This window comes from Clostridium sp., from assembly GCF_029258205.1.
GTDB lineage: Bacteria > Bacillota > Clostridia > Clostridiales > Clostridiaceae > Sarcina.
In genome coordinates, this window is record NZ_JARHZJ010000069.1 from 1 (window position 1) to 15,140 (window position 15,140).

14 protein-coding genes are annotated in these 15,140 nt (G+C 27.1%); 5 read left to right on the top strand and 9 right to left on the bottom strand.

The features are described from left to right. On the bottom strand, positions 1 to 209 hold a 209-nt coding region (locus tag Q1J60_RS08810; RefSeq protein ID WP_300261024.1), incomplete at its 3' end, for an NAD(P)H-dependent oxidoreductase. A gap of 306 nt (positions 210 to 515) precedes the next feature. Between Q1J60_RS08810 and Q1J60_RS08815 the strand changes: the two genes are divergently transcribed. Beyond that, a complete protein-coding gene (locus tag Q1J60_RS08815) occupies positions 516 to 3,167 on the top strand; it encodes a heavy metal translocating P-type ATPase (protein WP_300261027.1) in 2,652 nt (883 codons plus the stop codon). 138 nt (positions 3,168 to 3,305) lie between these two features. Here Q1J60_RS08815 and Q1J60_RS08820 read toward each other — a convergent pair whose 3' ends face one another. Beyond that, a complete protein-coding gene (locus tag Q1J60_RS08820; protein ID WP_300261029.1) occupies positions 3,306 to 3,944 on the bottom strand; it encodes a TasA family protein in 639 nt (212 codons plus the stop codon). Between the two features lie 352 nt (positions 3,945 to 4,296). Between Q1J60_RS08820 and Q1J60_RS08825 the strand changes: the two genes are divergently transcribed. Next, on the top strand, positions 4,297 to 4,560 hold the full coding sequence (locus Q1J60_RS08825; protein ID WP_283680624.1) for a DUF1294 domain-containing protein: 264 nt from the start codon (positions 4,297 to 4,299) through the stop codon (positions 4,558 to 4,560). Between the two features lie 144 nt (positions 4,561 to 4,704). On the opposite strand, the gene speB is transcribed toward Q1J60_RS08825, so the two are convergent. From speB to Q1J60_RS08850, 5 genes are all read right to left on the bottom strand, one after another. Then, positions 4,705 to 5,562, bottom strand: a complete 858-nt coding sequence (gene speB, locus Q1J60_RS08830; protein WP_300261032.1) for an agmatinase — start codon at positions 5,560 to 5,562, stop codon at positions 4,705 to 4,707. After that, positions 5,549 to 6,400 (bottom strand): polyamine aminopropyltransferase, encoded by an 852-nt coding sequence (gene speE, locus Q1J60_RS08835; RefSeq protein WP_300261035.1) that lies wholly within the window; start codon positions 6,398 to 6,400, stop codon positions 5,549 to 5,551. The genes speB and speE overlap by 14 nt, the downstream gene beginning before the upstream one ends. Before the next feature lie 14 nt (positions 6,401 to 6,414). Beyond that, entirely contained in the window at positions 6,415 to 7,869 is a 1,455-nt protein-coding gene (locus tag Q1J60_RS08840; RefSeq protein WP_300261038.1) for an aminotransferase class I/II-fold pyridoxal phosphate-dependent enzyme, read from the bottom strand. Positions 7,870 to 7,885: 16 nt separating this feature from the next. After that, positions 7,886 to 8,701, bottom strand: a complete 816-nt coding sequence (speD, locus tag Q1J60_RS08845; RefSeq protein ID WP_011009885.1) for an adenosylmethionine decarboxylase — start codon at positions 8,699 to 8,701, stop codon at positions 7,886 to 7,888. 313 nt (positions 8,702 to 9,014) lie between these two features. Further along, entirely contained in the window at positions 9,015 to 10,565 is a 1,551-nt protein-coding gene (locus Q1J60_RS08850) for a nitrite/sulfite reductase (RefSeq protein WP_300261041.1), read from the bottom strand. 296 nt (positions 10,566 to 10,861) lie between these two features. On the opposite strand from Q1J60_RS08850, the gene Q1J60_RS08855 reads away from it, so the two are divergent. Further along, complete coding sequence (locus Q1J60_RS08855; protein WP_300261043.1) at positions 10,862 to 11,092, top strand: hypothetical protein; 231 nt, start codon at positions 10,862 to 10,864, stop codon at positions 11,090 to 11,092. Between the two features lie 12 nt (positions 11,093 to 11,104). Next, on the top strand, positions 11,105 to 11,320 hold the full coding sequence (locus Q1J60_RS08860; protein WP_300261046.1) for a hypothetical protein: 216 nt from the start codon (positions 11,105 to 11,107) through the stop codon (positions 11,318 to 11,320). A 169-nt stretch (positions 11,321 to 11,489) separates the two neighbouring features. On the opposite strand, the gene Q1J60_RS08865 is transcribed toward Q1J60_RS08860, so the two are convergent. Continuing rightward, a complete protein-coding gene (locus Q1J60_RS08865) occupies positions 11,490 to 12,881 on the bottom strand; it encodes a peptide MFS transporter (protein WP_300261047.1) in 1,392 nt (463 codons plus the stop codon). 654 nt (positions 12,882 to 13,535) lie between these two features. Between Q1J60_RS08865 and Q1J60_RS08870 the strand changes: the two genes are divergently transcribed. Continuing rightward, positions 13,536 to 13,988, top strand: coding sequence for a MarR family winged helix-turn-helix transcriptional regulator (locus Q1J60_RS08870; RefSeq protein ID WP_300261050.1), 453 nt, complete (start codon positions 13,536 to 13,538; stop codon positions 13,986 to 13,988). A 65-nt stretch (positions 13,989 to 14,053) separates the two neighbouring features. Here Q1J60_RS08870 and Q1J60_RS08875 read toward each other — a convergent pair whose 3' ends face one another. Beyond that, on the bottom strand, positions 14,054 to 14,734 hold the full coding sequence (locus Q1J60_RS08875; protein WP_300261053.1) for a cation:proton antiporter regulatory subunit: 681 nt from the start codon (positions 14,732 to 14,734) through the stop codon (positions 14,054 to 14,056). Between the last annotated feature and the right edge of the window lie 406 nt (positions 14,735 to 15,140).

A 15,140-nucleotide genomic window follows, 5' to 3' on the forward strand; every position in this document is an offset into this window, starting at 1 on the left:
CTAGCATCCTCAAAATCTACCAAACAACTTCTTCCTGAAAAATGTTTAGCCTCTAATCTAGGAATAAAATCTTTGTATAAATCAATTTCCTCTATTTCAAACTCTGGATTTAATTCTACAAACCTACTTATAAAAGCTCTTCCAACCGTCTTACTTGATGAAAGTTTCTCTGGCTTTGAGTTTACTGTAATGTAAAGTAACTTTTTCATATATTCACCTCATCTAAATTTTCTAAATTAACTTCTTTTTATTAGCTTGTGATTTTTTTAGTTTTTTATTAATAATTATCTAATTTTAAATAAGTTTTTATTTTTTAGCCAAAATAAGTTTATATTACTAAAAATGCTTACCATCATTCTTTAATTTAGTGATAATACTTATCACTTTATTATTGACAAAAAAAAATCAAAGAGTATATTTGAATTACAAACACCCCCTAGGGGAGGTTAAATTTAAAAGGAGGAAAACTGTTATTCCTTTCTTTATAACAAAGGAATATTTCAGCTATAATTTTTATGATAAATAAATCACTAAAAATAAAAGGTATGAGTTGTGCCTCTTGTGCCACTAGAATCGAAAAAGTTCTAGGTAAAATTAATGGCATATCAAAAGCTAATGTTAATTTAGCAACTGAAAAATTAAATTTAGAGTTTGATGAAAATAAAATATCATTTAAAGAAATAGAAGAAAAAATAAATACGCTTGGTTTCTCAGTAGTTAGAAACTTAAAGAAAGAATCTTTCAAAGTTTCTGGAATGAGTTGTGCTTCCTGTGCTGCTAGAATTGAGAAGGTTTTAAATAAATTATCTGGAATATATAATGCTAATGTTAACTTTGCTAATGAAAGTCTCAAAGTTGAATATTATGAAGATGAAATTTCTTTAAAAGAAATTAAAGAAAAAGTAAAGAAATTAGGCTTTGAATTAAAAGGAAATAATAAGTCAACTTCATTTAAAGTAGAAGGAATGACTTGTTCAGCATGTGCAGCAAGAATTGAAAAAGTAACAAGTAAAATGGATGGAGTTGAAAGATCTAATGTTAACTTTGCAAACTCCACTCTTAATATTTCTTTCGATAAAGATAAACTTTCTACTAATGATATAAAAGCAAAAGTAGAAAAATTAGGATATAAACTTTTAGATGCATCTCAAGAAGATGAACACCAAAAAGCAAAAGATACTGAAACTAAAAAAATGAAAAATAGACTTATTGGAGCAGCAATTTTCACTATTCCATTATTTATAATATCAATGGGACATATGGTTGGCCTTCACTTACCTAATATAATAGATCCAATGAATAATCCCTTAAACTTCGCACTTATTCAATTAGTTCTTACAACTGTGGTTATATTTATATGTAGAGATTTCTTCATACATGGTTTTAAAAACTTATTTATGAGAAGCCCTAATATGGATTCATTAATTGCTATCGGAGCTAGTGCTGCATATGTCTATGGATTATTCGCAATATACCACATTTATATAGGTGACAGTAGCTATGCTATGCAATTATATTTTGAATCTGCTGGAACAATACTTACACTAATAAGTTTAGGAAAATACTTAGAAACTCTAACTAAGGGCAAAACTTCTGATGCAATAAAAAAACTTATGGGCTTAGCCCCTAAAACAGCTACTCTACTTATAGATGACAAAGAAAAAATTGTATCTATTGATGAAGTTCAAGTTGGTGATCTAATACTTGTTAAGCCAGGTGAAAAACTACCTGTAGACGGTAAAATTACAGAAGGATACACATCAATTGATGAAAGTATGCTAACTGGTGAAAGTATTCCTGCTGAAAAAAAAGTAGGAGATACAGTCTTTGGAGCTAGTATAAATAAAAATGGAAGAATAATTTATAAAGCTACAAATGTTGGTAAGGATACTGTAATTTCTCAAATAGTTAAATTAGTAGAAGATGCTCAAGGTTCAAAAGCTCCAATTTCAAAATTAGCTGATACGATTTCAGGTTATTTTGTACCTGTAGTAATAACTTTAGCAGTAATTTCAAGTTTAGCTTGGTATTTCTCTGGTGAAAGCAAAACTTTTGCACTTACAATCTTTATATCTGTATTAGTAATTGCTTGTCCATGTGCTTTAGGTTTAGCTACCCCAACAGCTATTATGGTTGGTACAGGTAAAGGAGCAGAAAATGGAATACTTATAAAAAGTGGTGAAGCCTTAGAAACAACTCAAAAATTAAATACTGTTGTATTTGATAAAACTGGAACTATAACTGAAGGAAAACCTAAGGTTACAGATGTTATTTGTGAAAATATTTCAAAAGATGATTTGCTTACATTAGCTGCTTCAGCAGAGAAAGGTTCAGAACATCCTCTTGGAGAAGCTATTGTTAAAGATGCTGAAGAAAAAAATCTTACTTTAAAAACTGTTTCAAATTTTGAGGCAATACCTGGTAAGGGAATTCAATGCTCTATTGAAGATAAATCAATTTTATTAGGTAACTATAAACTTATGAAAGATAAAAATATAAATCTTAAAAACCTATTAAAAACTTCTGAAGAATTAGCTTCAAAAGGAAAAACTCCAATGTTTATTGCTATAGATGAAAAAATAGCTGGTATAATAGCCGTTGCTGATACAGTTAAAGAAACAAGTAAAAAAGCTATAGAAACCCTACAAAAAATGGGACTTGAAGTAGTAATGTTAACAGGAGATAACTTAAAAACAGCTAAGGCTATTGCAAAAGAAGTAGGTGTAGATAGAGTTATTGCTGAGGTTCTTCCTCAAGAAAAAGCTGAAAAAATTAAAGTTCTTCAAGATGAAGACAAAAAAGTCGCTATGGTTGGTGATGGAATAAACGACGCTCCTGCTTTAGCTATTTCTGATATTGGAATGGCTATAGGTTCAGGTACTGATATAGCAATAGAATCTGCTGATATAGTTCTAATGAAAGGTGATATATTACATGTCGTTGGAGCAATTCAATTAAGCAGACAAACAATGAAAAACATAAGAGAAAATTTATTCTGGGCATTTGGATACAATACCTTAGGTATTCCAGTAGCAATGGGAGTTCTTCATATATTTGGAGGTCCATTACTTAATCCAATGATAGGTGCATTTGCTATGAGCTTTAGTTCAGTATCAGTATTATTAAATACTTTAAGACTAAAAAGATTTAAACCAAATTATAAATAATAAATAACTACAAACTAAAAAAAGAAGAAGATTCCTATAAACAATAGGAATCTTCTTCTTTTTTATGTTACATATCTTTTTAAACTAATATTAAGAAACAATACAATTTATTTTAACTTGATTTTTTATTTTAATATACTACTCTTTATTAACTTGTTCTGCTTCAACAATCACTAATGGAACTGACTTATCTTTTAAGAAATCAAATACTTGAACAAATTTATTTCCTTCATGATTAAATCTATTGTCCATAGCATCTTTATTTATTTCTAAGTTAACAGTCATATTCTTAGCACTAGTTGATGGATTAATACCTTCCTCCTCAGTATAAACTGAATCTAACATAAATTTAACCTCTGATCCTTTTTCCTCACTTAATGGAGATGCATCTAAATCAAAAGTTAAATTAAATAATTCATTGAATTTGATTTTTTTTCCATTATATTTAGCAACTACTTTATTAGCTACCTCAGGATTTAATTTAACTGTTACATTTTGTTTTAATGTACCAGTATTACTTATATAAAAGTTTCTTTGAAAACTATCCCCTGGTCTAACATTTTTAAAATGTTTAGTTGCATCTTTATTTATTATTTCTGATGTTTTATCAACAATCTTCCATCCATCACCATCTTCTGTAACCTTAACATCTAAAGTACCCATTGTTAATTTAATGTCAGAATTAACTTCTGAATTATCTGAGAACCAAGCATATGATCCAACGGCTCCTACTATTAATGTACTAGCTAATAACACACCTAATAATTTTTTCTTCATAATTTTCTCCCCCGAATATTTGATTTCAAAATGTATAATTACTTTAACACTCTACATAAATATTTATATTTGTTTATATTACACAATATTACCAATTTTACATTTATTTATATTTAATTTTAAATTTATTCATTATCTAGTAGTTCTAATAGTCTTACTTTCTTTGGTTGAAAATTATCAATACATATATTTAAAAGCTTTACTATAACTAAAACTTTGTAAAATATACTTTATAATACACAAATTTTATATTTCTCTACTAATTAATAATAATTTTACATAGAAATAAGGTATAATTAATTTAAGAACCATATAATAAATACTAATGAAAAAAAATTAGGAGGTGTAATTATTGAAAGAACTTTTTGTAGGTTATTTAGTTGTAATAAATTTAGTGGCAATAATTCTAATGTATATAGATAAACAAAAAGCTAAAAAACATCAATGGAGAATAAGTGAGGACACCTTAATAGGTGTTTCTATAATAGGAGGAGGAATTGGAGCATTATGGGGAATGCATATTTTTCGTCATAAAACAAAGCATGCAAAATTTACTATAGGTATTCCTTTAATAATAGCAATTCAAGCACTTTTAATTCTTTACTTTATTAGATAAATAAGCAAAAAACTGTACCAAATTATCCTTAAATAAAACTTCCAAAACTATTTTGAAAATTGTACTAAATACTTTCTCGTACTACTTTCTGTAAGTTTTATTATTAGCTTTTGATACAGCTCTATTCTTTATATTAAAAATATTCTATTTATTATTTACTACTAATAACATCTCTCTTAAAACTTTGCAAGCGACAGCAGTTGATGCTCCTGTTTGATCATACTGTGGTGATAATTCATTAATATCAAATCCCACAATATTTAATCCTTTAAGTTTTAATATTGAATTTAAAAGTTCATTAAACTGAATTCCACCTGGCTCTGGTGTTCCTGTGCCTGGAAATACTGATGGATCTAAAACATCTAAGTCTATTGTTACATAAATAGGTTTATCTTTAACTCTTTCTAAGGCATAATCTAAAGTATCACAATTAAATTTATTTGTATAAACGTGATCTTTTGCCCATAAAAATTCTTCTCTTTCACCAGAACGTATTCCAAATTGGAATATTTTATTATCTCCTACTAAATCCCAAATCCTATGCATAACAGTAGCATGAGATAATTTTTGTCCTAAATAATGTTCTCTTAAATCTGCATGAGCATCAAAGTGAATTACGTGAACATCAGAATATCTTTTAAATACTCCTTTAAATGCTCCTAAAGTTACTAAATGTTCTCCACCTATCATAGCTGGTATTTTTCCATCTTCAACAACCTTAGTTGAAAACTCCTCAATTTTAGCCAATGCTCCTTCTGAATTTCCAAAAGGAAGCTCTATTTCTCCTCCATCAAAAATATTAAAATCATAAAGATCCAAATCTTGATATGGACTATAACTTTCTAATCCCCAAGACTCTCCTCTCATTACCTGACTAGCAAATCTAGTACCTGGTCTAAAAGAAGTTGTTGAATCAAAAGGAGCTCCAAATACAATTATGCTTGATTCATCATATTCAGCTTCACATCCTATAAAAGTGCTTACATTTCTATTCATCAACATTCTCTAACATCTCCTTAACATAATTAGGCAGTGCAAAACATCCTTTATGCAAATCAGTGTTATAATATTTAGTTTTTAATCCCAAATCATTCCACTTTTCTATATCAACATTTAATGGATCATATTTTTTTGATGCAAAACCAAATAGCCAATGTCCTGATGGATAAGTTGGTATATGAGCTTGATAAACTCTACATACTGGGAAACACTCTTTTATTCTCTTATGAGCTCTCTTCATTCCTCTTGCATAATCTTCATAGTATGGGCTTTCATGTTGATTTACAAGTATTCCATCTTCTTTTAATGCCTTAAAGCAATTTCCATAAAATTCTCTTGTGAATAAACCTTCTCCAGGTCCAAATGGATCTGTTGAATCAACTATTATTAAATCATATTTATTTTCAACTGAACGTACAAATTTTAATCCATCTTCAAAAAACAAACTTACTCTAGGATCATCTAATTTATTAGCTGTTTGAGGTAAATATTCTCTACAAACATCAACAACTAACTTATCAATTTCAACCATATCTATTTTTTCTATAGTTTCATATCTTGTAAGTTCTCTTACAGTTCCACCATCTCCAGCTCCTATAACTAGTACATTTTTAATATTAGGATTTGTAGCCATTGGAACATGAACTATCATATCATGATAAATAAATTCATCCTTTTCTGTTACCATCATAAGTCCATCTAATGTGAAGAAAGTTCCAAACTCTTGAGATTTAAAAACATCTATTCTTTGGAAATCGCTCTTTTCGCTATAAAGTTGTTCATCTACTTTGATTGAAAAACGCACCTTGTCTGTATGCTCTTCTGTGTACCATAATTCCATAATTAAAATTCCTCCTAACAATCTAAAACATTTATATATTCAATTTCCATATCTTCAGGGCCTGTAACTAAACTTCCCTTTTTCTTAGAATACTCAATATAATCTATAGTCTCCTTAGTTATAAGCTCTCCCGGGGCAAGTATTGGAATTCCTGGTGGATAACACATTAAAAATTCTCCAGAAATTAATCCTTCACTTTCTCTTAAAAGAACCTTCTTTTTATCAGCATAAAAAGCCTCTTTTGGATTAACTTTAACTATAGGATCTATATATTCGTGGTCAAAAATATCTTTTTTATCTTTTTTATGAATTCTCTTAATCTCACTTAAAGCTGAAACTAATCTCTCAATGTTATATCTAGTATCTCCAACTGATATTATGGCAAGAATATTAGCCACATCTCCAAGCTCTATCTGAATTCCATAATCATCTCTTAATATGTCATAAACTTCTATTCCAGCAAGTCCAGTTTCTAAAGTATTTATTGTAAGCTTTGTTATATCAAAATCATAAATATCATCATAATTATTTATTTCTTTTGAGAAAGCATAATAACCGCCTATCTTATTTATTTCTTCTCTTGCATATTCAGCTATTTTAACAACCTCTTCAAAGATTTTTTCTCCATTTAAAGCTAAATTTCTTCTAGCAATATCTAGAGAAGATAAAAGTAAATAAGAACCACTAGTTGTTTGTGTTAAGTTTATTATTGTCCTAACATAATCTGGCTTAATTCCATTACATTTCATAAGTAGCATAGAACTCTGAGTCAATGAGCCACCTGTTTTATGTATGCTAACAGCTGCCATATCTGCCCCTGCTTCCATAGCTGATACTGGAAGTCTATTATCGAAATAAAAATGAGTTCCATGAGCTTCATCAACTAAGACATACATATTATTTTCATGTGCTAACTTAACTATTTCTCTTAAATTAGAGCAAATTCCATAATATGTTGGGTTATTAACAAAAATAGCCTTAGCATCTGGATTTTCCTTAATGGCTTTTTTTATATCTTCCATTGCCATTCCCAAAGAAATTCCAAGTCTACTATGAATTCCTGGATTTATATAAACTGGAGTTATCCCTGTTATTATTAAAGAATTTATGGCAGACCTATGCACATTTCTAGGCATTATAATCTTATCTCCCTCTTTGCAAACACTCATTATCATAGCTTGTACAGCTGATGTGGTTCCATTAACCATGAAAAATGCCTTATCTGCTCCAAAAGCCTCAGCTGCTAAATCTTCTGAATCCTTTATTACTGATGTTGGATGACAAAGATTATCTAAAGGTTTCATTGAATTTACATCTACTGAAACACAATCTTCACCTAAAAATTCTCTTAATTCTGTATTTCCTCTTCCTTGTTTATGACCTGGTACATCAAAAGGAACAATTCTTTGACTCTTGTACCATTTTAATGCTTCATAAATAGGAGCATTTTCTTGAGAAAGTCTTTTCACCTAAATTCCTCCTTTCTTAATAAATATTTACACCACCATATATTTCAATCATTTCTTTCGATATTCTATCTCTTATTTCTCTTCTGTCATTTGGAGATAATTCATATGGATCAGAGTTAAATAAATAATTATTTAAAACTATATCCTTAAGCATCATCTTTGTATGGAATATGTTAGATTGATAAACATTAACATCCATAGCATCATATTTTTTTAGGGTTTCTCCATCTATATAATCTTGAATAGATTTTATATCATGGTCTATGTAGCATTTTCTTCCATCAACATCTCTGGTAAATCCTCTAACTCTGTAATCAATAGTTATTACATCAGAATCAAAACTTCCAATTAAATAATCTAGAGCATTTAATGGAGATATTTTTCCACAAGTAGATACATCTATATCCACTCTAAAAGAAATTATATCGTTATTTGGATGAAATTCTGGATAAGTGTGAACTGTAAGATGACTTTTATCTAAATGTCCAACTACACTATCTCTAAGCTCCAAATATGAAAGTTCTCCTTTATTACATGATGGATCAATTAGTGCTACTGGTAATGCCTCCTCTGTTATAAGAACATTTACACTAGCTCCCTGAGGTTCATAATCTTGTTTTGAAATATTTAAGACATGAGCTCCTATCATTTCTGTAACATCACAAAGAATCTTTGTAAGACGTTCAGAATTATACTGCTCGTCTATATACTTTATATAATCTTCCTTTTCTCTCTCTGTTTTAGCATAACAAATATCATAAATATTAAAACTTAATGTTTTAGTAAGATTATTAAAACCATAAAGGCATATTTTTTCTTTCAACCCTAACATCAATCCTTTCTTTAAACAACTTATTTTACTACATAAATATAAATTTCGAATTTATTATATATCACCATTTTATTTTTTTCTATAGTAAATTGTTTATAACCCTTATTTCAAGCTAATTACAAAGGGTATCGTTAATATTTCGGTAACAAAAACTAAATAAAATACTTAGTATTACTAAACAAAAACTTTAATAAAATGAACTATGAAAGTATTTGAATATGCCTCTTGAAAGTAATTTTAAGTAAAAATAAAAAAAATCCAAAAAAACTTAATTGTTAAGTTTTTTTGGATTTTGTAAATATTTTGTTAATAACTATACAATATATTCTTTAACTATAGCTTTAAATTCTTCATTATTATCTTTAATCCACTCTTTAAAAGTTAAATTCTTATCTTCTACAGCCTTTGCAACCTTAATTAAGAACTCTGGAATCTTGTCTTGAAGTATATCTCCATAGTAATCTCCTAAACGAGTTTCACCTATTCCTAATTTTCCACCAAAGTGTAATTCAAATACATTTGATAAAGTATCTCCAACTTTTTTCTTTCTACCAGCGAATCCTATCTCTCCTATTTCATGCATACTGCAAGAATTTGGACATCCTGAAAAACGAACTCTTGGTAATAAGCCTTCTTTAATTGAATTTTCTTTTAATAATTCTACAAATTCTCTTAAAGTTTTCTGACTTTCTAATATTCCCATTTGACATATTGGTACACCTATACAAGAAACACTTCTTTCAGCTAAAGTTTCTCCCCCTTTACCTTGAGTAAATTCTAAGATAGATTCTGCTTCTTTTCCATTTAAGTTTCTAACATATAGATTTTCATCCATACCTAATCTTACTTCTACTTCTTCTATTTTATCTATTTTTTCTATTAATTCTTTTAATACTTCTAAACTTAGTTGCCCTCCAACTGGATGGAATAAAACAGTATATAATCCTTCTTGCTTTTGAGGTATTAATCTTTCATGTTTTATATTGGTTTTTTCACCTTTTTTACTATATTTTATATCTTCAATCTTAAGATCTAAACCACCTTTAGCCTTCACTTCTTCTAGATGTTTTCTAAAGCAAAGTTTAAATTCTTCTTCACCCATTCTATCAACAATATATCTTATACGAGCTTTTCCGTGATTTTTATAATCTCCTTCGGCTACAAATAAATTAGTCATAGCTTCAATACAATATAATATGTCCTTTTCATCTATTAACTCATCAAATTCAACTGATGTTCTTGGATTTCTTCCTAGTCCTCCACCTATGTAAAGTTTAAATGCTCTCTTACCATTATTGTCAACAGCTAAAAATCCTAAATCTGTAACTGTGCAGTGTGCTGAATCTTCTTCTGTATTTGAAAATGCAGTTTTTATTTTTCTTGGTAATTTATAAGTATATATTTTACTCATATAATGTGCATTAGCTGCTAGCGCATAAGGAGTTACATCAAAAGTTTCTCCTATTTGAACTCCTGATAAAGGATTTAAAGCTACATTTCTTGGAAAGTTTCCACCACCGCCTCTAGTGTATATTCCTTTAGTTAATCCTTCTTGCATTATGTCACATACAGCATCTATTGATATTCCATGTAATTGTATTGTTTGACGAGTTGTTAAGTGTACTTTGTCTAAATTATATTGTTTAGCCCAATTATATGCTTCCTTTAATAAATTTAATCCAACAACACCTGATGGAACTCTTAATCTCACCATGAATTCTTTTCCTCCACGGTGTGCATAAGCTCCCATTCCTCCTGATGCCTTTTTAAATTCACCAACGGTCATTTCTTTATTTAAAAACTTATGTCCTTTTTCTCTAAATTCTTCAATTTCTTTTGACAAGATCTCATTTAATGTATTCATTTTATATCACCTCATTAAAATTTTATGACTCTAAATTCTATTAGTAAACAATTATTTATTTATATGGAATATAAGTAATTCCTTATATTAAAAATAATTTATTAAAAAATATATTTTTTAATAAAATTATTTTTAACAAATTAAATATTATAATAAATATTATAATAAATATAATAATTTTTATTAACAAATATTTTTTTGTTAATAATATTTTAAAATTTATATTTTTATTATATAATATAATAAAAATATAAATTACATAATATAAACATAAATTTTATAAGGAGTTGAATTTTATGGTAGAAAAAAAAATTAAGAAAGAATTATTAGATCTTTATAGCAAATGGAGAACTTCTGAAAAAAACTTTTTTGAAAAATTAAAATTAGAACATGACTTTAGAAAATTAGAAAAAGAGCAAAAAAAACTTATAGCAAAGAATTTTTCTGAATTTGCTAAACTTGATACACCATTAACAGAGGAAGAAATAGTTGAATTAGAAGAAGCTTATAATAACACACTTATTTAGGGAGATGTTTTGGTGAGTGATAATAAGTTAAAAGAAGATTTAGTAAAAGTTTATAAAGAATGGAAAGACTTTGAAAAGAAAGCTGGTAAAAAATTAAAGCATCATCATGAACTAAAAAAAGAGGAAAAAGAAGATGCTATACAAAAATTTTCAGACTATGCTGGATTGTCAGTTCCTATAACTGAAGAAATGCTTTTATACTTAGATGAAGAATATTTTAGAGTTTAAAAAAATACATAAACTTAATTAAAAAATATAGAATAAAATTCTTATAATACTAAAAGGGTTGTATCAAAATATAAAAAACTTATTCTGATACAACCCTTTTCTTATATAAAACTTAAATATTCTAATTTAATTAATCAAATCTTCTTAAAAATTTAATTTTAATATCATTTTATTCCATCATAGCTGTAATCTTTTTGCTTAATAGTAATAGTATTAAACCTAATACTATGCTTACTCCAGCTATTGAAGCAAATAGTTCTAAAGCTCCTAATTTTTCTACAAATGATGCTATGAATCCTGATAAGTAGTTTGCTACTCCGTTACTTGCAAGCCATACCCCCATTAATAATGAAGCGTATTTAGCTGGTGCTAATGAACTTACCATTGAAAGTCCTATTGGTGATAAACAAAGTTCTCCAATTGTATTAAATAAGTAAGTTCCTACTAACCAAAACATACTAACTTTAACAGCTGGATTTTCAACATTTCCACCTAATGACATAGTTGCGAAAACCATTAATAAGAATCCAAATCCCAAAACTATCATACCAATAGCCATTTTAGCTGGAATTGATAAATCTCCTCTTTTACTATTAGCAAGTGTAAACCATAATTTTGAGAATAATGGTGCTAATATTAATATAAATAATGGGTTTATAGATTGGAAAAATGCTACTGGTACTGTCCATCCAAATAAACTTCTATTAGTTGCATTTTCAGCAAATAATGTTAAAGTAGTACCTGCTTGTTCAAATCCTGCCCAGAAGAATACAACGAATGATGCAAGTATTAATATAACTAAAACTCTCTTCTTTTCTTGCTTAGTTAAAGGTTTATTTTCTTTTACAACATCTTTTTTATTTACATCTCTTTTAATTTCACCAACATGTGCTAAATATTTTGGAGATAAAGTTATAAAGATAATTTCTCCTAAAATTATACCTATACCTGCTGCTAAAAATCCATATCTAAATCCATAGTGAAGTATTACTTCTCCTGATTTTGTAGCAAAAAAGTTTTCTGCTAATAATCCACATATTATTGGTGCTATTAAAGATCCTAAGTTTATTCCCATGTAGAATATTGTAAAAGCTGAATCTTTCCTCTTGTCACCATCTTCATATAACTGACCAACTATTGTTGATATATTAGGTTTAAAGAAAGCATTTCCTACTATTATCAATCCTAATCCTAAATATAAAGCCCATCTAGTTTGCCATCCAAATAAAGTTAAATTACCTAAAATCATTACTGCTGCCCCAAGAATAATTGATTTTTTCTGCCCTAAAAACTTATCTGCTATTTCTCCCCCAATTATCGGTGTAAAATAAACTAAAAATGTATAAGTACCATATATTTTAGCAGCACTAGATACGTCATATCCTAATCCTCCAGTAACAAATGATGCTGTTAAATAAAGCATTAATAAAGCTCTCATTCCATAGTAACTAAATCTTTCCCACATTTCTGTGAAGAATAAAAGGTATAGTCCTGCTGGATGCTTTAATCGTCTCTTTCCTTTTTCTACTTCATAATCAGTAGATTTAATTGCCTCTGTCATTTATATTAATCTCCCCTCTTTGTAATTATGACCTCATTCAAATTATCATTTATATAAATTTATTATTAAACTTATTACTTAGTTAATATATTTTTAATTATAAATATATTTTTAATTGTACTCAAACTTCTTGTTAACAATTTATTGCAAGTTTATTAATATTTTAATCATATTTCCTTTTAAATACTCTATTTTCCTATGTATATAATAACAACACATTTGTTCTTTATATAAAAACACCAACTTTAAAACTCTATCTCTTAAACAATCATTTTAATAAACATATAATTTTCAACATCAAATTCTATCATTTTATCAATTTATTATTATTGTATACTCTTTAAAAAATTCAAATAAAAAGTAGTCTATTTTTTAATAAACTACTTTAAAATGAATATATAAAATTATTTTCTTTCAATTCACTTTTATTTCTCTTATTATTAGCTATCTCTTTAATATTTTAAATAATATACTAGAGAAATAAATTCTTATTAATCTTTTATACACTAATATTTTAAAAGATTGTAAAAAAGTATTCTTTTATATTTATAATGATTATACAATTTAAATAATAAATATATAGTTTACTTATAAACCAATTTAAGGTATAATTTAAATAGTTTACAACTAAACTATTTAAGGAGGGTAAGGTTAATGGATTTAAAGACTCTTAATCCTAACGGAAATGATTTTTTAGTTTCTTTTACTAAAGCAAAAAAAACATATAAAAAATTTATTTCCTCAACATTAAATGATTTGGGATTAACGCATAATGAATTTGAAATATTAGTTTTCTTACAGGAAAATTTAGAATATAATACTGCAAAGGATATAGTAGAATTTTCTGGTCTTTCTAAAGGCTTAATTTCAAGATCTATAGAAAGTCTATTAAAAAAAGAAATGCTATCAATAAAAAAAGATGAAAAAGACAAAAGAATCTTTAGATTGTACATATCTCCCTCTGCCACTGAAACACTTAATGTTTTAAATAAAGTAAGTAATAGATTTTTTAAATTATTATTAGAAGATTTAAAAGATACAGAACTTATATTTTTCGATGAAATATTAAATAAAATGATAAAAAACCTAAATAATTTAAGAATATAATTAATTCATAAATAATTAAAAAACATCCCTACTTAAAAAATTAGTTCTTTAAAGTAGGGATGTTTTTATTTAACTTCATTTATATGATTAAACATAGCTTTTATATTTTTTACATTACCGTAAACTGTTACCTTATCATAAATCTCAAAAATATATTCAGGAGTAGGGAAGTTAATAAGCTTATCTCCTTTATCTATATTTAAAACTTCTATTTCATTTTCTTTAAGATCACTTTCTCTTATACTCTTTCCAATAATTGTTGCCTTGTTTGAAAGATATATTTCATAAACTCCAAAGCCCTTAGTATTAGTTATTAAAGTTAAATACTTTGAATTTATCTTATTCCAAATTTTAGATTTCAAAATAAATTTTTCAATTTTATTTTCAAACTTTTCTAGCAAAGAACTTTTATGAAAAAACAAAATAAATATAATAAAAAGAACAATTATAGCTATTGATCCCACATCTATAACACTACTAGTTATTATATTTACTGCAAAAGATATAATAGTCGCCGTACTAGCATAACTAAATCCCATAAGCCAAATAGCAAGCTTTCTTCTAGTAGGATGTTGAACTATTATCTCACTTTCTTTTGTTGTAAATCCTGTTCCTGTTAAAAGAGATGTAACTTGAAATCTTGCTTTTTCTATTGGAACCCCTGTAAGCCTAAATAATATAGCAAAAAAATCCACTATCATTAAAAATATCATTAAAAATAAAATAAATGTAAGTAATAAAACCACAATTACCTCTCCTTTCTATTAACCATTTTAGGTTACTATATTATAATATTACAACATAATAATAATTTTTCTGCTTGTCCATAATCCAATTTAATATATTGTTCTTTAATATTACTAGCTATTTTATCTCTCTACTCATATCCAGCTAATTTAAACACAATACCTAAAAGTAATAAAATTACAAGCAAAACTTCTCCAGCGATTACAATCATTCTAAAAAATTTCATAGAGCCTCCTAATATAGAGATTTATAAATTTCCTCAATATCGTTAATTTCTATAGATACATAATCAGTTTTAAGTAATCTTTATTTATCTTTCATTACACTATTAGAAAATTTTTAAATTTCATAAATTATCATACCATACTTTTAAATTTTTTATTAACTATTTACATCTTCTAATAC

Bases quoted from the DNA above. Each gene is read 5' to 3' on its own strand.
- Q1J60_RS08815 (WP_300261027.1), top strand. From the start codon at position 516: ATGATAAATAAATCACTAAAAATAAAAGGTATGAGTTGTGCCTCTTGT.
- Q1J60_RS08820 (WP_300261029.1), bottom strand. From the start codon at position 3,944: ATGAAGAAAAAATTATTAGGTGTGTTATTAGCTAGTACATTAATAGTA.
- speB (WP_300261032.1), bottom strand. From the start codon at position 5,562: ATGTTGATGAATAGAAATGTAAGCACTTTTATAGGATGTGAAGCTGAA.
- speE (WP_300261035.1), bottom strand. From the start codon at position 6,400: ATGGAATTATGGTACACAGAAGAGCATACAGACAAGGTGCGTTTTTCA.
- speD (WP_011009885.1), bottom strand. From the start codon at position 8,701: ATGTTAGGGTTGAAAGAAAAAATATGCCTTTATGGTTTTAATAATCTT.
- Q1J60_RS08850 (WP_300261041.1), bottom strand. From the start codon at position 10,565: ATGAATACATTAAATGAGATCTTGTCAAAAGAAATTGAAGAATTTAGA.
- Q1J60_RS08855 (WP_300261043.1), top strand. From the start codon at position 10,862: ATGGTAGAAAAAAAAATTAAGAAAGAATTATTAGATCTTTATAGCAAA.
- Q1J60_RS08865 (WP_300261047.1), bottom strand. From the start codon at position 12,881: ATGACAGAGGCAATTAAATCTACTGATTATGAAGTAGAAAAAGGAAAG.
- Q1J60_RS08870 (WP_300261050.1), top strand. From the start codon at position 13,536: ATGGATTTAAAGACTCTTAATCCTAACGGAAATGATTTTTTAGTTTCT.